The sequence below is a fragment of the Pseudomonas sp. R84 genome (assembly GCF_009834515.1).
Classification (GTDB): domain Bacteria; phylum Pseudomonadota; class Gammaproteobacteria; order Pseudomonadales; family Pseudomonadaceae; genus Aquipseudomonas.
Genome location: NZ_CP019426.1, coordinates 6,338,737 through 6,357,132, shown reverse-complemented (window position 1 = coordinate 6,357,132; position 18,396 = coordinate 6,338,737). Strand labels below are relative to the sequence as shown.

The 18,396-nt window shown below is 51.9% G+C and carries 18 protein-coding genes and 1 pseudogene; 8 read left to right on the top strand and 11 right to left on the bottom strand.

Annotation, left to right across the window (positions count from 1 at the left end; genetic code table 11):
- The 4 genes from PspR84_RS28315 to PspR84_RS28300 form a co-directional block, all read right to left on the bottom strand.
- Entirely contained in the window at positions 1–1,740 is a 1,740-nt protein-coding gene (locus tag PspR84_RS28315; RefSeq protein ID WP_160059895.1) for a hypothetical protein, read from the bottom strand.
- 97 nt (positions 1,741–1,837) lie between these two features.
- The gene (locus tag PspR84_RS28310; protein WP_160059894.1) at positions 1,838–2,284 is read right to left on the bottom strand and encodes a hypothetical protein; all 447 of its coding nucleotides are present in this window, start codon (positions 2,282–2,284) and stop codon (positions 1,838–1,840) included.
- A 195-nt stretch (positions 2,285–2,479) separates the two neighbouring features.
- Positions 2,480–3,091 (bottom strand): antitoxin Xre/MbcA/ParS toxin-binding domain-containing protein, encoded by a 612-nt coding sequence (locus PspR84_RS28305; RefSeq protein ID WP_238785177.1) that lies wholly within the window; start codon positions 3,089–3,091, stop codon positions 2,480–2,482.
- 45 nt (positions 3,092–3,136) lie between these two features.
- Complete coding sequence (locus PspR84_RS28300; RefSeq protein ID WP_160059893.1) at positions 3,137–3,538, bottom strand: hypothetical protein; 402 nt, start codon at positions 3,536–3,538, stop codon at positions 3,137–3,139.
- Positions 3,539–3,947: 409 nt separating this feature from the next.
- On the opposite strand from PspR84_RS28300, the gene PspR84_RS28295 reads away from it, so the two are divergent.
- Complete coding sequence (locus tag PspR84_RS28295; protein ID WP_160059892.1) at positions 3,948–4,928, top strand: toll/interleukin-1 receptor domain-containing protein; 981 nt, start codon at positions 3,948–3,950, stop codon at positions 4,926–4,928.
- Positions 4,929–4,957: 29 nt separating this feature from the next.
- On the opposite strand, the gene PspR84_RS28290 is transcribed toward PspR84_RS28295, so the two are convergent.
- The gene (locus PspR84_RS28290; protein WP_160059891.1) at positions 4,958–5,245 is read right to left on the bottom strand and encodes a hypothetical protein; all 288 of its coding nucleotides are present in this window, start codon (positions 5,243–5,245) and stop codon (positions 4,958–4,960) included.
- A 113-nt stretch (positions 5,246–5,358) separates the two neighbouring features.
- Between PspR84_RS28290 and PspR84_RS28285 the strand changes: the two genes are divergently transcribed.
- From PspR84_RS28285 to PspR84_RS28275, 3 genes are read left to right on the top strand one after another with little or no spacing between them, the layout of a single operon-like run.
- A complete protein-coding gene (locus PspR84_RS28285; RefSeq protein ID WP_160059890.1) occupies positions 5,359–6,267 on the top strand; it encodes a hypothetical protein in 909 nt (302 codons plus the stop codon).
- A gap of 5 nt (positions 6,268–6,272) precedes the next feature.
- Entirely contained in the window at positions 6,273–8,282 is a 2,010-nt protein-coding gene (locus PspR84_RS28280) for a hypothetical protein (RefSeq protein ID WP_160059889.1), read from the top strand.
- The gene (locus PspR84_RS28275) at positions 8,242–9,210 is read left to right on the top strand and encodes a hypothetical protein (protein ID WP_160059888.1); all 969 of its coding nucleotides are present in this window, start codon (positions 8,242–8,244) and stop codon (positions 9,208–9,210) included. The genes PspR84_RS28280 and PspR84_RS28275 overlap by 41 nt, the downstream gene beginning before the upstream one ends.
- A gap of 16 nt (positions 9,211–9,226) precedes the next feature.
- Here PspR84_RS28275 and PspR84_RS28270 read toward each other — a convergent pair whose 3' ends face one another.
- Both PspR84_RS28270 and PspR84_RS28265 read right to left on the bottom strand, forming a co-directional pair.
- The gene (locus PspR84_RS28270; protein WP_160059887.1) at positions 9,227–10,240 is read right to left on the bottom strand and encodes an SIR2 family protein; all 1,014 of its coding nucleotides are present in this window, start codon (positions 10,238–10,240) and stop codon (positions 9,227–9,229) included.
- Between the two features lie 72 nt (positions 10,241–10,312).
- Positions 10,313–11,533 carry an N-6 DNA methylase gene (locus tag PspR84_RS28265; RefSeq protein WP_160059886.1) on the bottom strand — a complete coding sequence of 407 codons (1,221 nt, stop codon included), beginning with the start codon at positions 11,531–11,533 and terminating at the stop codon, positions 10,313–10,315.
- A 66-nt stretch (positions 11,534–11,599) separates the two neighbouring features.
- Between PspR84_RS28265 and PspR84_RS28260 the strand changes: the two genes are divergently transcribed.
- Positions 11,600–11,965 carry a hypothetical protein gene (locus PspR84_RS28260; protein WP_160059885.1) on the top strand — a complete coding sequence of 122 codons (366 nt, stop codon included), beginning with the start codon at positions 11,600–11,602 and terminating at the stop codon, positions 11,963–11,965.
- Positions 11,966–12,048: 83 nt separating this feature from the next.
- Here the strand turns inward: PspR84_RS28260 and PspR84_RS28255 are convergent.
- Positions 12,049–12,424: pseudogene (locus PspR84_RS28255) on the bottom strand (transposase); the annotation flags it as partial.
- 63 nt (positions 12,425–12,487) lie between these two features.
- Positions 12,488–12,676, bottom strand: coding sequence for an IS66 family insertion sequence element accessory protein TnpB (gene tnpB, locus PspR84_RS28250; RefSeq protein ID WP_160059884.1), 189 nt, complete (start codon positions 12,674–12,676; stop codon positions 12,488–12,490).
- Between the two features lie 495 nt (positions 12,677–13,171).
- On the opposite strand from tnpB, the gene PspR84_RS28245 reads away from it, so the two are divergent.
- The 3 genes from PspR84_RS28245 to PspR84_RS28235 all read left to right on the top strand — a co-directional run bounded on the left by PspR84_RS28245 (position 13,172) and on the right by PspR84_RS28235 (position 15,333).
- Entirely contained in the window at positions 13,172–14,014 is an 843-nt protein-coding gene (locus PspR84_RS28245) for a hypothetical protein (RefSeq protein WP_160059883.1), read from the top strand.
- Positions 14,004–14,780, top strand: a complete 777-nt coding sequence (locus tag PspR84_RS28240; RefSeq protein ID WP_160059882.1) for a hypothetical protein — start codon at positions 14,004–14,006, stop codon at positions 14,778–14,780. The genes PspR84_RS28245 and PspR84_RS28240 overlap by 11 nt, the downstream gene beginning before the upstream one ends.
- 256 nt (positions 14,781–15,036) lie before the next feature.
- The gene (locus PspR84_RS28235) at positions 15,037–15,333 is read left to right on the top strand and encodes a hypothetical protein (protein ID WP_160059881.1); all 297 of its coding nucleotides are present in this window, start codon (positions 15,037–15,039) and stop codon (positions 15,331–15,333) included.
- 656 nt (positions 15,334–15,989) lie between these two features.
- Here the strand turns inward: PspR84_RS28235 and PspR84_RS28230 are convergent.
- Complete coding sequence (locus PspR84_RS28230) at positions 15,990–16,433, bottom strand: hypothetical protein (RefSeq protein ID WP_160059880.1); 444 nt, start codon at positions 16,431–16,433, stop codon at positions 15,990–15,992.
- 57 nt (positions 16,434–16,490) lie between these two features.
- Entirely contained in the window at positions 16,491–18,395 is a 1,905-nt protein-coding gene (locus PspR84_RS28225) for an ATP-dependent helicase (protein WP_160059879.1), read from the bottom strand.
- Between the last annotated feature and the right edge of the window lies 1 nt (position 18,396).

Sequence of the window (18,396 nt, the reverse complement as noted above, 5' to 3'; positions counted from 1 at the left end):
TCATCGGAAAATAACGCCCAAGTGGTAGAAGGCGTAAAATAACGTTGTACCGACGTCCGGGTGGTGGCGGAAGATATTACTCCGATGCTTAGAGCGTGTTTTCAAGGCTCGAAAGTTACCGTTGGTAAATCGGATTTCGGAGCAGATTCTTGAGATCTCGACCAAGGCTTCGGCCTCATCATTGATTTCTACCAGTAGCCCTGAAATCTTTTCCTCTCCGTACACGGTTCCTTTTCGAACCTTCTTGCGCTGCAATTCAAATAGATAGAAGGAGCGGCGACCAACCACGGCGCGTACGACCAATATGCCACGTCGGCGGATGACATTTTCTCTGTACGCCAGCCAAGTTCGATTTATATCTTTAGGGGCTTCGGATTGGGCAAAGGGCGCGAGTGCCAGCAATCTAAAATCCGCACTCTCTACGAAGCCTTGGCGCTCTGACAGCCAAGCCACGCTTGATAAACTGTTTCGCTCTTTCAAGCCTTGAAGCTCGTCCCATACCTCTTGGACTGCACCTCCATCCCCCAGCACGCGCTTCGCGACCGCAGTGATTTTGCTGACGTCTTTGTTGTAACCCTGTGGGTCTCCAGTGGAGAGCATTTTGGCTGCTTGCGACGGGATCAGGGTGACGTTTTTCTTAACTAGCGAACGCTCTTCAAATGATACGGTGTTGGGGCATTCTTGACCTAGGATTTGAAACACCGGGTCTGGCTTTGACCAGCGAGCAGATCCTTGATCCGGCTCAAGAAGGTCGGTGATCGCAAAAGGATCTATTGGCTTTGATGCGTCAACCTTGACCCTGATCGTGTCGATCAGGTTTTCATCCTGCTCGGTGTCTTCCTTGGAGTATTTGACCCGTCTTATCTCGTAGGGATGATCCTGCGGCTGACTCATGCCGGTGATTTCGTAGCAAAGAAATGTATTGCCGTTGTTGATCCAGCGACCACGCACTTTCAGTTTCGCGGGGCCTTGGAACCAGGGTTTGACTCGCAGGCTCGTCTCTTTCATGCGCTTGCCGTGTGCATGGTCCAGCTCTGCGTAAATTCGTTTTGCAGCATTTGCTGCGTATTCGTCGTACAGAACGTATGCCAGAAATAACCCATCGTCGTTGGGAACATCGGGCTTTGGCTGCACAAGCCAAGTGTGGGGATCTTTCGTGGTGTCGGCGTAGAGAAGATCAAGCACCTTTGGCCATGGGTACGTTGTCAGTATCCTGGCCATGTCGGAGGTGCTGCCATAACAGCGGTACAAAAATTCGATGCAGGGAACCAGCAGGTTTTTGTCGTTCGATAAGGGGAAGCTGAGAAACTCGGTCAGAACCTTGTCCGTCGGCTGGCTTCGAAGCGTATAGTCGATCTTGAAATATGGGACGGGTTGGTGATTGCCCTGGATACTGATGTAAGACCAGGTGCCGGCGGTGAAATCTACGGAAAACACAAGGTCTTCGCCCAGGTCGGTTTCAGCAATGCATTTTCCTCCTTGCCAAATCGTCCCCAAACGAAAGCTTCCCAGACGACTAACGCCGATTCGTGCCTCTGTAACGCCTGCGGGCTCACCATTGCGATCTAGAAACCGAAAGATGACGTCTACGTACGGAATGCTTTCGGCATTGAAGTTTTTTCTGATGCGCTCGTAAGACCAAACCACCACCGTGCCGTTGTGGATGTGCTTGATAGCTTCGCCGTCATTAGTCGTGCATAGATTGTTGCGGGGCGGGACTCGCTTAATTCGTTGAAACAATTCGCAACTCCGAATATGCAGGGGCTCAACCTCGTCGCTGGTTGACCCCTTCATCGCGATCAATAGGGGTATTTAGCACCTGTGGAGCACTGAGTTTTTAATGCGGCATGACCTGGTCTTTTCGCCAGATGGTTCCGGCTACTGCGTTGGGTTTGAAGTTAGTAATTCCCGCTGAGCCCAGCGGTGAGGTGGCTTGCAGAGGTGGGTCGAGAGTGATCGTCTGTCCGGTACTGCTGAGCTGCAGCTGGGTGAAGTACACGTCGTGCGAGTCATTGACCTTATTGATTTGACGCCCGAACAGCCGGCTGCCTCTGGGAATGGCCACGTTCTCGTAGTCGTCATAGACATTCTCGTAAAGCATCGCCGATACATAGTCCGGATCGACACGCTCCAAAGTGAGGTTGAGAAAGGTGCCTTGGGCCACTTCATAAGGCTCACTTTGGGATCTTTGAGTCATTACCGCCGGCTGTTGGGCCTGCGCAACGCCCGAAAATATCATGACTTGGACGAACGCGATGGCCCAAATTAGTTTTTTATTTTCCATCAATCTTTCCTGTCTCACACCAATGTAATGTCGCAGCGCGCACAACGAGGAATCGGCGACATATGACTTCCTTGTTCATGCACTTGGCCGCTGAAGAAGATGGTCGACCAAAACGCAAATCTGGATGGTGGCGTTATGGTATCTCCGCCAGTTTAGGAAGGCTACGACGTTGCTATCGCCACAGGAGCCATGAGCTCAAAGAGTCATACCCTCCGTGCCCTGAGCGAGCAACTCTTCTACTCGACGCGTTCCGGGAGTGGTTGAAAGCATTTCAAAAGGGGGGGTGCCTGAAAACTGCGATTTTGGTTTGGATAGCCAGCGCTTGGCTTTCTCCAGATCCCCAAAAAAAACTTCAGCGAGCGAGATCACGTGAGCAACCTTAAAGAGATAGTCGTTCTCGCTGATGCTCAAGCCTTGGCCACAGGACAGCCTGGTTTGCACATCCACGTTGAGAATGCGGAGCTCTAGGAGAGCTTCAGCATCGTTTGCTGTGAATCCCGATTCGATGGTTTCGTGAATCTGTTGATCCGTGGCATCTACAGGAATGTGGAGCAGGTATTCCAGGCAACTGCGGTAGGAGAGAAAGCCGACTTCGCGAGCACCTCGTGGGCTAATCACTTGGCTAGGAGCTGAATCACCAATACTTGTCAGTACGATTGAGCCTTCTACGACCTCAATTTTCAACCGGTCTCCGATCTCCAAAGCCATCTGCTGCAACAACTTATTTGGCAGATTGATGATCAGATCGCCGCTGCCATCCTGGGGATCCAGGCAGCTTGCTGTCCATTTCTCAGTGTTATCCATCATCGGCAACCTCCAATGTGCAAGTGCGATGCCTACATGTGTTGATGGTCACTTCCCTATGAGCGCGTGGAGATCTTCAACGGTGATCAGCTGTCGCTTTCCATCGCCGAGCAGCACGTACACGGTGTTCTTGGTCAGGAAGAAACCTGGTGCTTCATAGCGGGTTTGAAAGGAGGTGCGTACCCAATCTCCTCGCTGGTAACGTCCACGGCTATCCAGAACAACGCACAGAGCATAGACAACCACCGGCTCTAGGCCGCGTAAGTGCAGCGCATTGAGCTGCTCAATATCCACCTCAAGATCTAGAATCGTCCATTGGCTCACCAGACAAAATGGTTGCGATGAAAACTTTTCTTGTGCGGTGATTGCAGCCTCGTGGGCAGACAAATGACAGCCGCCTTGTGGCGTGTGTTGCCCATCAATGAGCGCAGCCAGTTGAGTAAGGTTCATCAGCAACCTCTTGCGAGTCGACAGTGCTATGAACGCATTCTGCGCCTTCTCTCAAAGCGTAACGTAACCGTTGGTCAAAGCCTGACTGCCCAGCATAAGAGAAGTCGGAGCGCGATCGACTTGAGGACTCGCAGAGCCAAGTCGCCAGCTTCCAAGGATTGCCAGAGGCGTGCCAAGACCTTCCTTAGCGAGTCCGAGAACTCAGGGTATGCATAGCTGTGTTTCCAGAACTCGCTTGGGATCGATCAGAATTGACCGACTGAGCGAGCAATGCAAACTTTGGCAGAGATCTGTCCAGCCAGATGATTCTTATTTCTCTCACTTCCACCCAGTGTCCATTTTCTGGCATTAAAAGATTCATTTCAGCGGCATATGGGATGGCGCGGTTCACAGAGCTGAAGGGTAAAAAATGACTGAAGCGGAAAAACGCGGTTCGATTTTCATCTCGTATGCATGGGGTGGCGGTTTAGAAAATAAAGAATGGGTGCGCCAGCGCATCGTCGATAGGATCAACTGGAATAACGACGTTTTTTGGGATCGGGACAGCATTCACTACGGGGAATCGATAGATGGGGTGATAGCCCAGGAGTTGTCGAAACGCCCAATCTTGATTCTGTGCTTGTGTGATCACGATTACGTGAAGTCTGCCCAGAAAAAGGGATTGGGCCTTTACCGTGAGCTGGAAATGTTGAAGGAAATTTCCTCCGAACCAGGCGTTCGCATCGTCCCGCTCATTCTTGAATCTGGTTGTGTTGATGAGCTGCCCGAACCTCTCGTTGGACGCCTTTACCTAAACCTGCAGCCTTTGCAAGAGCTCAATCTCGATATTGGAATGGCGGTGCTGGGTGTTGCAGAGGGAGTAAAACCGGCGCAGATACAAAGAGAAATCAACGCTAGGTTGGCCGCGCACAAACTGCAGCAGCGCGCACTCAAATACCTTCAGAACAGTGAAGTGGTCGTTTGGGGGAACGGTCGCAATCATGAAGTTACGGTTTATCGCGAGCGTTCTGGCCCTGATCTGCTGCTACCGCCCCAGTGGATGTGGGAGAGCAGCTATTGGAACTACATGCTTGACGACGATAGCCCTACGTTCTGTCCCTCCAAAGGGCGCTGGCATTGGGAATCGTCCTATTCATCCATCGACATGAGGCCGCTAGCGACGGCTGTACTGTCGACTTTCTTCGATAAGCTGAATGGGGAGGAAGTAGAGCAAGCGCTAAATCAAGGCGGAATAGTCTTGGCGAATACGTTCTTCAGAACTGTCTTGATTACCGAGCCATTTCGGTTCGATGCAAAAGACATTGTGGGATTCCTCATGCGCCGGGACGAGGGCTGCGAAGCGCTGGAGCAGCTCCTTGACGCTGTTGATCAAATGGCCGAACAGCTCTAAAAGCCAGCTCGGTGGGAGAGTCAGGCACATCATCGGAGCAACGCAATGAGTCGCTTGTGAATGGAGTTTTTGGTGAAAAAGCGCGCGGATATCACGATTGCTTGCTTTGCTCGCCGTAGCACTTCGGTGGCCATTCCGGTGAATGGTGCTTCGGCAAAAAAAGTACCGTGAAGCTGCTTATCTGTTCGTCCTGGTGCAACTGATGCCGACAGGCCGCGAGCCCGTCCGAAGCTGTAGGCGGCCGTTGGGCTAGTGGCATTAGCGCCCGTCTGCGTCTGGTGTAATTCCATGCGAAGATGATGAGTGCGCAGTTGCATCGTGCGCGCCATATATGCAAACCTCGCTGAGGTAGCTGTCAAATGGCCAGTGCGTTCGTCGTCATCATTGATGATGGAGCTGCGCTCCTGCGGGCAATAGCAAGGACTGCTTCATGAGCTTTCATGTTCCCGAAAAAAACTCCTCGCTATTCTCGGAGGTGCAGCAGCGGTTTCGGATGCTTCTCAAAAAGAGAATCATCACAGGAATCGATGAGGAAACTCTGGACTGCTGGCTGGCAAACTTCAAAACCGAGGAAGAGCGCTATTTTGCCGCCTGCGTGCTGGGCAGGCTCATTTTCAGATCCAAAAACATGATCGATAGCTCTATCGACCAGCTGCTCAACTGCATGCTGCCAACGTACTTGCGTCAGAAAGGGCTATATCCCTACGACGATATCGACAGCTTTTTGAGTTCCATTCGCCAAGATGATCCTTCGCACTTCATTCGGTTCGTTGGTGTAGACGGCAGCAAGCAGAACGACACGGGCAAAAGCGGTGTTGTGGTGATCCGCCATTACAAGCGCCGGGCGAAGATTCCCAAGAGTGTCACGATAAGACCAGATGCACTGAATGAACTCCCCGAGCATGTGAAGTGCATTGTTTTCCTTGACGACATGCTGGGCACTGGTAAGCAATTCGAAACCTTTGCCAAGACGCATGCGCTGGCCGAGAAGTCGGGCTTGCAGATCGTTTACTGCCCTTTGGTCGCATTTCAGGATGGCTTGGACAAGCTTGGCAAAAGTTGCCCCTGGCTCACCGTTCTTCCCATCGAAACCCTCAACGAGCGGCACCAGTTCTTCTGTGAGTCCGCGCAGACGCCAGGTGTCTGGGCCGTCGACGGAGTCAATACGGTTTTGGATACGCGGGGATTTTATGACCGACTCGCCACCAAGCGCGGTATTCCTAAAACCACCAGGCACGGATTGGATTTGCTGCTGGGGTTTGAAGACTCAACACCCAACAACTCACTTTCGGTTCTCTGGGCCAGCTCAGATGACTGGGCCAACCTGCTGATGAGATAACGTCGATGCCAGCTATTGCAGACGCTTTTCTGAAAAACCGCGCGGACAATTTGCCGCCGGACGTTTCCCAGGAATTCATTGTTCCGCCATTTTTTCAGCAAATCAGCATCTTCAAGGACAGCAAGTCTGTGCGCGTATTGGGTGGTCGTGGATGTGGTAAGACCATGTTCCTACGATATTTTTGCCATGGTTCGACCTTCAGCTCTCACAGGCCACAGATCGCCGATGATGAGTTTTCCCACATTGGCCTCTACTTTCGACCCGATACGGGCTTTTGCTCATTGATCACGCCGGAATGGTTGGGAAATCAACAGGATGGCGTGGCGTTTTCTCACTACCTGACGCTGTGTTTGCTTGCAGAGGTTTCCCAGGCGCTTGTAAACATCAACAACGCCGATAATTTGGCTGGCGGCCCTCTGTCTCTGAGCGACATCAAGCTTGGCCCCAAGTTGGTGAAGTTGTTGCAGCTAACAGAGCCAACCGTCGAGTCATTGGCTGCAGTGGTGGATGAACGGCTGGCGGAGCTCGATTTGTGGGTACGCAACCCGGGGCGTTGTGATACCCCAATGTTCGTGCACTTCACGACCATCATTACTGCACTGGCCGATGATCTGGCGAAACACGCTCCTCGGCTAAAGTCGGTTGCCTTCAGGGTGTTCATTGACGAATTCGAAAACTTGCTCCCGAGGCATCGCGAGATCGTTTGCGATGCAATCAAGCATCCAAGCCCTAGGCTGGCGGTGCATATCGCGCACAAGCGTGAGGCGGTCACCGATTTCAAGACCAGCGGGGAGGAGCGAATTGTTGAGGTGCACGACATTCGCACCATCGATATCGAAGGGTTGTTGGTGAACGACAATGACTTTGAGGTAATGGCGGCCGAGCTGTTTCTGTTCCGCCTGCGCCAAGCTGACGTCACTGTTCCTTGTCCTGCTTTCAAGCCAGAACTGCTACATGACGTCGCTCATTTACCATACCGAAGTACGCCGTCATATCGGCAGGATGTTGTTGCGTGCACGAAACAGATCTTTCCGGAAATGCGAGCGCCGGAAATCGCCCGAGTTGCGCTGGAGGATCCTGCGCTACGTCGGCGCGTAGTGGAAATGATTAAGAAGGGCCTGGAGTTTCAGGGGCTGGACGGTGTTTTCAATGCTGAAGAGTTGATAAGTGAAAGCGTTCCGGAGGCGAGCGTTGTGCTGGGTGCAATCCTTAATCGAAAAAGCCAGTCGGGCAAGGAAGCTGTGAGGCTTTTTCAGGAAGTGGTCGATAAGGGCAGATCCAAGAATGATGCATTCTACAAAACCGGTGGTTGGGTTGATAACAACCTTTATGGGTGTCTGTTTCACCTTTATGCAGGACTGACTAGGCGTCCCAACATCCTCTACGCCGGCTTTTCTCGATTCTGCAAGATCGCAGCTCCCAATTTGCGGTTCTTTCAAGAGCTCTGTCACAACGCTCTGTTGCAAGCGTACCAGCGCCGTTCGGCTGACGAGATCGATGGGGCGCTGTGTATCGACCTGAATACTCAAGCAGCCGCAGCAGTCCATGTTTCAGATGCCATGTTTGAAGACGTTGTTCAATTAGGCCCGCATGGCGACCGGTTGCTCGACTTCGCAAGGCGCTTGGGCGGGCTCTTCGAAAAATACAACAAGCGTCGTAGTCAGAGCGAGCCAGAGATCAACCATTTTTCAATCAACCGTGCGGACACGGCTCAGTTGTCTGATGCCGCCCAAGTGATCCTACGAGAAGCCAAAATCTGGTCGGTATTGGCGGAATCGAAAGGCACGAAGGACAAGGCGGAATATGACGTAACCCAATACGAGTTGGTGCTCAACCCGATCTACGCACCGCATTTCAGAATCAGCTACCGGAAGCGGCGGAAGATTACGCTCACCGCCTCTCAGTTGGACATCATGCTTACCCACACCGATAGCCAGTTCGATTCGCTTGTGCGACAGCTAGTGGATTCGCAAGATGATGAAGAAACCGCTAAAAAAACCGGCTCTTTGTTCTGAGGTCATCGTGCGATTTATTAGACAAGACTTGATCACCGAACAAGAGCTAACGCAGCTCCCGCTGATGGATATAGCGTTCACCGGTGCTGATGACCTGGACGACAGGAGTGCCTATTCGGTCGAGCGTACAACTCGTTTGGGTGAGAAAAGCTTTCGTGTGTGCTACCACCCTGAGTCATTCTGTCTGGAGGTGGGCGACAAGAAGTACCGGGCGAACGGCGGTGAGCTTGAGGATCTATCCCGAGATTTTGCCGCCGGCTCCATCGTGATTGATGCAACCACGCTCGATTTCTCAGAAATCGCGCTGTTGATCTACGCCTACTCCTTTTGTCAGAAAAACCCAAGAATCGGCTTTCTTTATGTTGAGCCTGTAGAGTACGTGCGACGTAGCCATGAAGACTCTGCAGTGAATGGAATGGCATTCGATCTGAGCAGCGGTTTTGTGCAGCATTCCATCCCGCCGTTCGTGGGCATGCTTGGCAATAAAGACAGTGTTCACTTAGTCGCCTTCCTTGGCTTCGAGGGTGGGCGACTCACCCGCGTGCTAAATGCGGACGACGGCCAGTTCATTCGCAAGGTTACGATCGTTTTTGGAATTCCGCCTTTCCAGGCTTCCTGGGACTTGGAGGCGCTGATGGCCAATAGTCGTTTGCTAGAAACGTCTGAAGTCGGCGTTAAATTCTGCGGGGCGAACAACCCCAAAGCAGCCTACGAGTTACTCGAAAAGGCTCATGCCGCGCTGTCCGGCAGTAGTGAATGTAACCGGCTGACCGTTTCCCCATTTGGCACCAAGCCTATGGCAATCGGCGCTGCGCTTTTCTGCGCGATGCAGAAGCGGCCTCGCGTCGTGTTTGATCATCCTCGGCGAAAGAAAGGACGTACAACTGGAGTTCACTGCGTCCACTGGTATGAGGTGGACATCAACTAAGTGGTGTCCGCGTTCTTCACTGCGGAGATGATTTTCCGGGTTTCGGGAATCTGATTTTGCGCTGTCTTGCAATGGTGTCTGGCGGAGGTCTGTGTGAGTCCCTCAGCGCTTGTGATTTGAAACTCTCTCGTTCCGGGATGGGGAAATGGGTTGGATAGCTCGCTATTCGCTTCTCGATTTCTTCTGCCGTCCGCAGATAGCACGCTGTCCATGTAGATTCGGTAATCGGGACGATTTCGACATTGAGTGAGCGAAGCAGTGAGGTCACAGGTGTCTCGGATGGGTGGTTGCCTGCGGACAGGTGGTAGAAAAACACCCTGCCTGTTTGATGGCGCCGGCGCCTCTTGTGCAATAACAGCCACCACAGATCAATCTCGGTAAAGTCCATGCCGAGGCCGACAATGTGGATGTGGTCTCTAAGGAAGTAATCCACCCACGAGTAGATAGTGCGGTGAGTGGTGAAATCCAGAATTCCATTTTTCACCGGTGAGGACACTTTGAAACGAGCTTTTTTGACGTCTATCCCATCGGTTACGTAGTTACGGATCTTTTGAAGTGTGCCGGCGTAGTGGTCGAACCCAAGTACCATGGAACTCGGCCTGGCCACGTCACCATGGACATGCCAGATGTCTACACCTGCCGCTGTATGGCGGCGAAACAAGCTGTACTTGGATTCGGGAGCCAGGAAAGTTGATTGATACAGTGGACCCGCCAGCGCCTCCTCAATCGTGAAGTCGTAGTTGGTCGTCATGATGACGTTGAAAAGGCTGCATATTCGCTCGTGAGCCGGGATTGGAGATATCTGTTCCAGTAATCCGGCGAACGCGACTTTGACGGAATGCTCGGTGCTGGCAAATACCCCTTCCGATCGCGCGCACAGCTCCTCGATAAACATGGATAGCGGTTTTTTATCAAGGTGGAGTGTCAGGTCTTCTGCGTTGAATTGCCGAGAAAGTTCGCGAAGGATTTGCGTCCAATCCTTTTGCAGTGCCGCGCGATTAATGCCATTTCCGAGCAGTAGGCAATGCATGATTCCCTTTCATCCTAAAAAGGTGACCGGCTCAGGAGGTTCTGGTGCTGCACATGGGAGCAGCCGCGGCGGTCAGAGTGGAACAGGCATGCTCAGCAGTGTTGATACAGTCAGGTGCTTCGCACATGCCCCTCGTGCCGCCGCGCGACGCCAAGCCGAGCACTCCGAGCTGGTGATCCAGCGTACGACTCTCTCTTGGTGTTTCGCCGGCATGCGGACACGGAATACTGATTCGGAATAGGGTGCCTGCCCACTCACGACTACCGCCTTGTGCTCCAGGCAACGCGTGCCCACCCTTGGCAACAAGATATCGCCGACTGTCGCCTGCTGGAAGTCGGGAGAAGGGGCTGTTTCAAACGAAACCTCCATTCCGGATCGAGGGAAGTCGGAGGTGTGGAAGTGCGCGACGCCAAGCTGGGAGAACTGTGAGCGCGTACGACTGCCTCGAATGATCGACACTTCCAGATCCTTCATGGTTAGCCCTTGGCTGGACTGGCGTAATGCAGCATCGATTTCGGCGAACTCATGGCTGCTCAGATCCATGCTCGAAATAGCTTGAGCGGGGCTCACGCGGCGCAATGCCGTTATCTGGAATTGGTCGTTTAAGCGCCCGAGTGAAACGTGGCGAGCTCGGCTCTTCCCGTAGCGGGCGATCAGAGCATACGCCTGAACCTCTACATAGCCACCAAATGCACTCTGCGGAAGTTCGTAGCACTCAATCTCAGATGCTTTATCCAGAAGCATTTTGCGGAACCGTTGGCTTTGCGTGCCGCAAGGAATATCCGCACCCACGATGAAGGCTGCAGAGCCTGAGGGTTTGAGCCTGGCGAGAGATTCGAGTACGAAGTAAAGGTCGATCGGCGCCCAGTTGCCCTGAACTTCCAGATCAGGGCATAGCTTTTGAAGTCGAGCAGCTGCCTCGGCGGAGAACCCGTGAATACCGTAGGGGGGATTGCCAATCACGTGATCGAACTGTTTCAGCTCCAGAGTGCGTGCGAGCTCATCAACCGCTAACACGTCCTGCTGTACAAAGCTGAATCCGGGTAGCGAAGGGCTCAACGCAATAATGGAAGGCTCAACTTCGACTCCCAGATAACTCGCAGGAGTTGCGCCGGAGCTGACGGCTTCAGCCAGGCGCCCGGATCCAGAGCCGAGCTCAAGCCAATTTCCACCCTGCGCTCCCATCAAGCACACCACTGCGCTCGCCAAGGGCGGAGGCGTCATGACCTGGCCTAAGCGGGCACGTGTGTTTTCCACTAGCCGATAGCGCTTGCCCGCATCATTTTTCTTCATCTCTCTTCCACCTCCCAGTGAGTGAGAGCTTGTTGGGATTTCGCATAGTTGCTATCGTACCAACCTATGCCAAGAATCGCAACGAAACAGTCAGTCGAACTCATTGCTGCACGCCATGAGCTACGGCGCCATATCTCCGGGCTTGGAATCTCTGTAAATGAGTATTCCAGGCGTTCTGGTGTGCCTCAGTATACACTGTCGAAATTCCTAAACGGCCACATAAAAACCATTACGCCTGCGGTGGAACAAGCTTTGACTTATGCCAATATTGGCATAATTAGAGATATTGTTGAGCTCACGGAAAATCCGGCGATTCGTCGTGCGCTTGGCCATGCGTGGGATGGGACCGAGCAAGGCGCTCAAGCACTCGCCTTGATGATCGATGCAATGGCCCCGGTCATTCGCTCGGCCCAGCTTGGGGCGATGCAGTAATCGGGGGGCCTGAATAAGCTGCCGGAGTACGCGGCCCTTTTTCGTCACATCTACCATCGACCAGTGCCGGCCCTGAGGCCGAACTGGGTGCCTTCTGGTTCGTGATGACACGGTGCGCGGAAGCTGCGCCGACAATGGCGCACGTTTGGGCAATTGCCGTGGCTCGGCCTGTGACGAAGCGGGAAGAGGCTGTTTCAGCTCGGCTTCGATCGCTTTAAGGTCTGTATTGACCAGGTCATCCAGCAAGCTGCCTTGCGCCGGGCTGATTTGCTCGCTGCGCTTGGCGAACTTGTGGCGTTTGAGCAGGATGATTTCGGATTTGAACTGCTCGATGAGGATTTGATCGTTCAGGATCTTCCTGCTCGTCGACTCGGTCTGGGACTGCAGCTACAACGCCTGTGCCGCCAAGGCACGAGGCTGTTCCGGGGTCATCTGGTCGAGGTTGGGCGATAAAGTCATGTCGCCGATTGTGCCAGAGCAGGCGCGGAACGATGACAAGCAGACCGGTCAAAAGGCCGGCGTTTACAGCATGTTGATCACACCGCCTGCGCCGACTCGTTGCCACGGCAGGCCCAGTACCAACGCCTGGAGTTGTTCGTTGTCGAGTTCGACCTCGTCGCCGTGCCGAATACCGGGCCAATGGAGTTTGCCTTGGTTCAGTCGTCTAGTTGCGAGCCAGACGCTCACGCCGTCGTGCACCAGCACGTCCACCAGCTGTCTCCAGCCTCAGAGAACCAGCCATCGCCATTCACCAGGCATCGCCCTCGGTCAAAGGCGCACTGAAGCCCGAGCTTGTCGCTCATGGCGGCAACCTAGCGTGCCCGGTGCAGTGCTGTGACAGTTTGCGAGGGTGGTGTTATTAGAGTGACGTGTTAAAAATTTCATCAAAGCGAGCGTTTACAGCTTGATAGCAAAACGCTAGCTTACGCATCATTGTGATTGCATTCGCATTTCGTACGTCTATCAGTTGGCCCAGTGAGGCGTTTATTTAAACTGTTATCATCGTGTTCTGAGTTGATGCCGTTGCATTGCGTCACACATGACCTAACCTGCTCGAATGAGCCTAAGCAGGCGAACCAACACGCAACAGGAAGCGTCATACGGGTTGGCGATTATCGCCAGGTGGTGAGAAGCACCACCCACATGGTCCACCGCAGCACATGCGCGGTTGAACGGAATCGGGACAAGAAGGTACGTAGAGGCTAAATGTCTAAATTGGAATCGAGGCTTGCCAAGCACATCCATCTCTCCGGAGGTCGGAACGCTATTGATCGCCTGCTTTTCGGATTTGAGTGGGAAGCAGGGTTGGATCAGAGCGTCATGGCCAACCTGTCAACCATAGTTCGCGATATCGCCGAGCTCCCCCGGTGCATCGAAATTAGATCCGCTGAGAAAGAGATTGATAATCCTCAGTCTGATTTTGCTGCATTCAAAAAGTCTACAGATTTGACTCAAATCATTGCGGACGATGGGGAAGGTGCTGATGCAGTCGATACGGCAAAAACCGTCGAGCTCAATGTTCGTGAAAACGGATTCATGTTTCTGCTAAACGACGTAGCGCATTCCGACTGGGAAATTAGTCGTAATCGTGCGCTTGATACTTCTAAGGCAGCAGTTACTGAACTATTGAATACGGTTGCGCCGGAGTCAATAGGGCTTAAGGTTGTAACAAGTTTTAAATTCGATCGCGAGCTTCGCTTTGATGAGATATTGAATAATCAGAGTGATTGGATACCGATGTCGATATTTAAGGGTGCTTCATATTGGCGGTTTGAGCATTCATTTTATGAGCCGTTTGCTAATGGTACGGCGATTAAAACAACCTTTAACTTGTTACACTCTCCAGTGAATAACGATAAAGATAAGCTTGTGATTAGCTGTTTGCATCGTTTGATTTTTGGTGATCCTTCACCGATAGCTGCTGAGCTACTTCGCAAGTCATATGATGATTTGCATGAGAAGAATAAAATGATAGTTGCCTCTCTCCTGAGCGAAGATGCTAGGGAGTTTTTCGGCTTAGTGCCAGAAGGTGACAATTATGCATCCTAGCACTCAGGATTTTGTTGTTAATCAAGCTCTCCTTGTCCGATTGGCCAAAGAGGACAACATTGAGCGTGATTGTTTTTACAACCATTCGGAATTGGAGCTGGTTTCAGCTTTTAAAGGACGAGCTCCCAACACTCGATTTTTTCCATCTTTTCCGTGCGCTGGAGGTAGCGGTTTTTTTGGCGCAGTCCCGTCGGAAGCCGTGGCATTTTTGACTAAGGCAAGAAGTTTTTTGGACGACTGGCCATCTTTTCCGACAGAAGAGCCAAGTGTTCAAGTAATGTTGAAGATGGCTCGATACAGCCATGAATCTGTAGTATCCAAAATTTCGGCTTTGCTTATTGATGCTCAGATAGTTGGGGCTCGCAACTATCCTGACTATGATAATGCTTTCGTACGTCTGGATGATTTTGAAAATGAAGAGTCTGATTGGGACGGAATGGGTGGTCAGCCTGCTGATGCCTGTACTGTACAAGCTGTTAGACTTTTATTGAATCAGGTTCGTGGGCTTTCTATTTCAAGGCCAAGTTTGACTTTGAGTAATAACGGCGCGGTTTCTGTGATATGGAAAGATGAATCGCGATTTGCTACTTTGAAATTCAAAGGGAGCGATCAATACTCAGCTATTATCTTGGTGAATCGTAAACCGATTCTCACCATGAACTGCTTTGTAAGGCAGTTACCCCAAGAACTACAAAATTTTCTGACTGAGAGTTTCAGGGAAGATGTCACAGCTCATTTGTCCGAATTGCCAAGCGGTCTTCGCTAGTTCACTGGGAAGCCAAGCGGCAGCCGCTAAGCTTTCTAAGGTACTGACATGCACAGAGTGCAATGCAGAGACACATTCGACTACCACTCATTCGCCAGGCGTAGTCCTTAACGATGAGATGGTAGCATCCTGCGCTTGTCATCCTTATCACTTGCTTGAAGACGGTACCCTCTCTCCCGACACCGTCGCTCATGCATACGCACAAGGGATGTCAGTTACTCGGTTGAGTAAGGTTGAGTCCGGGGAAGCTCACGTCATGAAGTTTTGTGCGGCCAGCTTTACTGGTCGGGGCAAAGGTGCGCGCGGCAAGAAAAAAGCGGCGGGCATTGCGATTGTCAGGACTGGCGATGCGCGAGAAGTATTCTATGACTGTGGTAGTCAAGCCTTTAAGGTGTATGACACAGCGAGCGAAGCCATGGATTTTCATGCCGATATCTTCGCGACAGACTTCTTTGGTAATTCAGAAGAACTCTCGCTTGAAGATCAGGCAGCACGGTTGGCTGCTCAAATGGCTTTGATCGATAGGATGGAGCTGAAGCTCCTGCCTACCTAAAAGGGACGTTCCAAGCGTTTGGCACTTGCTACCTACCGCGCTAACCAGCAAGCACCCCGCCTCGGCAATACTGCTTACACCACTTCATCGGTGTGCGCCTTGGCATCCATCGAGCGATAGCTCAAACGATCAGAAAAAATGCGATGATCAGTTGATGGCGAATGGTCAGCAGCGGCCAGTAAGTCATGTGCCGCCCCAGGTTTTCAGCTAAGGTTACGGCAGCAAGTTGAGTATGACTTCGATCCAGCCAACAGGATGTTCATAATATGATGCAAACAAATATTGAGTGGCTTGAATCTCTTGAAACTGAGGAGCTAAAAGAAATCATTGAGAAACTGAATTATAATGGTCGAGTTACAGACCAGTGTGGTGTGGGTATCAGTTCCACCATCATAGAAGAGTGGAGCTGTGACGATACGAACTTTTTAAGGAAGCATGGCTACACTGGCGGGAGCTTAACAAAAACGACAGAAGTATCAGACGGTGTCAGGGTCTACGTTCTCCAATAGCAGCCTTAGCGAGTAGGCTACCTCGTATAAATCAAGATGTTTTGCAACCCAAAACGACGCCACGGCATCAACAATCAGCTATTACCAGTAGAATTTGAAAAGGGCTAAGCAGCGAGCCTGGAGAGTGTCGAGAAAATCCGGCGCGATTCATGCCTCGTAAACGGCGTATCTATTCGTTTCATTCCTCACCACCCTAGCGTAAGCGGGATGGTTTCCTATTTGTGCCACGTAGCTGATCTGTTTCGGCCGAAACCTTTCCGCCGCTGCCGTCAGCTCTTCTCCAATGTCGCCTGCTGTGCCGCATGCGGTCGTGTCATCGGTAGGCCTACCTGGAAACTCTCGCCGCCATACTGTATCGACGTCGCTAAACTTTTCCCACCCAAGCTCTAGAAGGTGTTTGTAGAAATCATTGCGCTCTGGCTCAGCTTGAGACAAATCGAGAGTCAGCATTACGTGCAGCATAAGTCGCTCCTTTTGATCATTGGATGTTGAAAATTGGTAACGGAAGGCTCGTGCGTAGAGATTGAATCCTTTGTCAGTCCCCTTGACCTTCTTCATATCAAAAATGCATGCAAGCATCAACGCTGACAAGTAGAAACTTGCTCAAAGCTCACAAATTTTTAAGCCATTGCGCGCTCTTCCGAACAGCTAGATTGCCTCTGTTATTTGGACACCCGCTTCCCTAAGTAAGTTATACAGGGTTGCAATTTTTGTACGATCTCCGCGAGTGGCGCAGTATGTGAAAACCACACGCTGCTTAGCACGGGTGAACGCGACGAAAAAACCAGCGGTAGCTTCGATTTCATCGTTAGAAAAGCTCCACCAGGCACCATCATCAAGGCCAATGAAGATGACAGTGTGATACTCGAGTCCTTTGCTTTTGTGAATGGTCATCAGAGGAATAGCATTGACGCCTTCGTAAGTATCAAGTGTTGAGATCCAATCTCCGCATTGAATGGATGAGGTGTATAAATGGGTCGCCGCTGAATCAATGACTTTTTCGAGCCATTCTCCCTGCGCGTAAGTTTGGTGGCGACTCTTGAGGTGTTCAAGCCCAATGAAGTTCAGAATCTCATCAAGGAGCGCTCGCGCAGCTTGCGTTGTTGTTGGAGGTATTGATCGGTTTTCGCCAAGCCATATCGCATACGCGTCCAATTCGCGTGAGAGTTTGGCGTGTCCGATTTCGTCGTCGGATGCGACACCTCTAAGCGCTGCCATCTCGCTTTGGCATTCGCTCCAATAGCGTCCTGCCCGAGGTGTCATGGCCAAGCGCAGTAACGAAACCATAAGTATCGAAACGTCTTCGACAAGTAACTCCTGCAGCATTATTGTACCGATCACCCCAGCCTCGTTTCGTAAGCTCAGTCCTTGGGCACCAAAAGCTGGCTGTAAAAGCTCGGCATAATCTCCTGCTTTTTGGCGAACAAGGAGAACGAAATCTCGTGGTGTAAGCTTGCCCGCAGCGATATTTGATGCGATAGATGCAGCTAGACCGCGTGCTTCTTTTTGCGGGCTCGGAAAGTCGAAGATAGAGCAGCTTTCTCCGATTATCGTGCCCACTGTCTGAGAAATGGGTGCGACAGCTTTCGCATCCAATGCCTGAGCTAACACGTGCTGAATTCTTACCAGATCGGGAGAGGAACGGTAGTTGTTATAGAGAGATGTCCGCTCGGCGTCGAAATCTGCGTCGAATTCGGAGAATGGGTCATCCATTGCCATCGCCCAGCGCATGATTTGCTGTTTGTTGTCGCCGACAGCGGTAATTACAGTGCTCGTCCCGCGGAAAATTGTGCTCACAAGATCGTATTGAACCTGTGTTGTGTCTTGAAACTCGTCCATGAACAAGTGCGAATAGGTAAGTCGGAGCGCTTCCTGCGCCATGGGATTCAGGCGCAACAGAAACTCCGCGAGCCTGCCTATCATCGGGAAGGACAGAACGCTTTTGGCCCCTCCGTGCAATGATGACTGCCAGAACCGATCCGCAGCCCACTGGCCTACGGAAGGGCATGACCATGTGTTTATTGGCAGCAGTTGACCGAGCAGGTACACGCGCTCAAAAGTTTTTGGCCCAATTGCACGTAGGTCAGCTCTTGTGCCAATTCCCGCAGGTGGTAAGCCCACCTCCTGGTAAAGAAAGTCCTTATAGTCACGCTCGTAGTAGCTAGTCATTTCGTAATCGGGGCGCGGTCGCCAATATTCGGGCAGTGACTGGCCAAAACGGTCGACCAAACTCTTAGCAAACGCGTCAAACGTCATTGAGTCCAGGCGGCTCGCATGGTCAGGATGGCAGCGTTTTCGCACGCGAGTCGCGAGATTAGAGGCTGCATCGCGTTTGAAACTTATCGCGAGAATACGTCTTGGCGAAGATGACGCCCCGGTTTGCAATAAGTAGGCGGCGCGCTGTGCGAGCAACTCCGTTTTACCCGCGCCAGGACCTGCAATCACGGAACGGTTTTCGTGTGAGCGCACGACCTCCAATGCGTTTGCCTCGAGTGACCTTACTCCTACAGGTTGCCAATCCTCCGGACGGATTCTGCGCGATGATAAGGTCATG

Excerpts from the sequence above, each read along its gene's own strand:
- PspR84_RS28310 (WP_160059894.1), bottom strand. The coding sequence starts at position 2,284 with ATGGAAAATAAAAAACTAATTTGGGCCATCGCGTTCGTCCAAGTCATG.
- PspR84_RS28305 (WP_238785177.1), bottom strand. The coding sequence starts at position 3,091 with ATGATGGATAACACTGAGAAATGGACAGCAAGCTGCCTGGATCCCCAG.
- PspR84_RS28300 (WP_160059893.1), bottom strand. The coding sequence starts at position 3,538 with ATGAACCTTACTCAACTGGCTGCGCTCATTGATGGGCAACACACGCCA.
- PspR84_RS28295 (WP_160059892.1), top strand. The coding sequence starts at position 3,948 with ATGACTGAAGCGGAAAAACGCGGTTCGATTTTCATCTCGTATGCATGG.
- PspR84_RS28290 (WP_160059891.1), bottom strand. The coding sequence starts at position 5,245 with ATGCAACTGCGCACTCATCATCTTCGCATGGAATTACACCAGACGCAG.
- PspR84_RS28285 (WP_160059890.1), top strand. The coding sequence starts at position 5,359 with ATGAGCTTTCATGTTCCCGAAAAAAACTCCTCGCTATTCTCGGAGGTG.
- PspR84_RS28280 (WP_160059889.1), top strand. The coding sequence starts at position 6,273 with ATGCCAGCTATTGCAGACGCTTTTCTGAAAAACCGCGCGGACAATTTG.
- PspR84_RS28275 (WP_160059888.1), top strand. The coding sequence starts at position 8,242 with ATGATGAAGAAACCGCTAAAAAAACCGGCTCTTTGTTCTGAGGTCATC.
- PspR84_RS28270 (WP_160059887.1), bottom strand. The coding sequence starts at position 10,240 with ATGCATTGCCTACTGCTCGGAAATGGCATTAATCGCGCGGCACTGCAA.
- PspR84_RS28265 (WP_160059886.1), bottom strand. The coding sequence starts at position 11,533 with ATGAAGAAAAATGATGCGGGCAAGCGCTATCGGCTAGTGGAAAACACA.
- PspR84_RS28260 (WP_160059885.1), top strand. The coding sequence starts at position 11,600 with ATGCCAAGAATCGCAACGAAACAGTCAGTCGAACTCATTGCTGCACGC.
- PspR84_RS28245 (WP_160059883.1), top strand. The coding sequence starts at position 13,172 with ATGTCTAAATTGGAATCGAGGCTTGCCAAGCACATCCATCTCTCCGGA.
- PspR84_RS28240 (WP_160059882.1), top strand. The coding sequence starts at position 14,004 with ATGCATCCTAGCACTCAGGATTTTGTTGTTAATCAAGCTCTCCTTGTC.
- PspR84_RS28235 (WP_160059881.1), top strand. The coding sequence starts at position 15,037 with ATGAAGTTTTGTGCGGCCAGCTTTACTGGTCGGGGCAAAGGTGCGCGC.
- PspR84_RS28225 (WP_160059879.1), bottom strand. The coding sequence starts at position 18,395 with ATGACCTTATCATCGCGCAGAATCCGTCCGGAGGATTGGCAACCTGTA.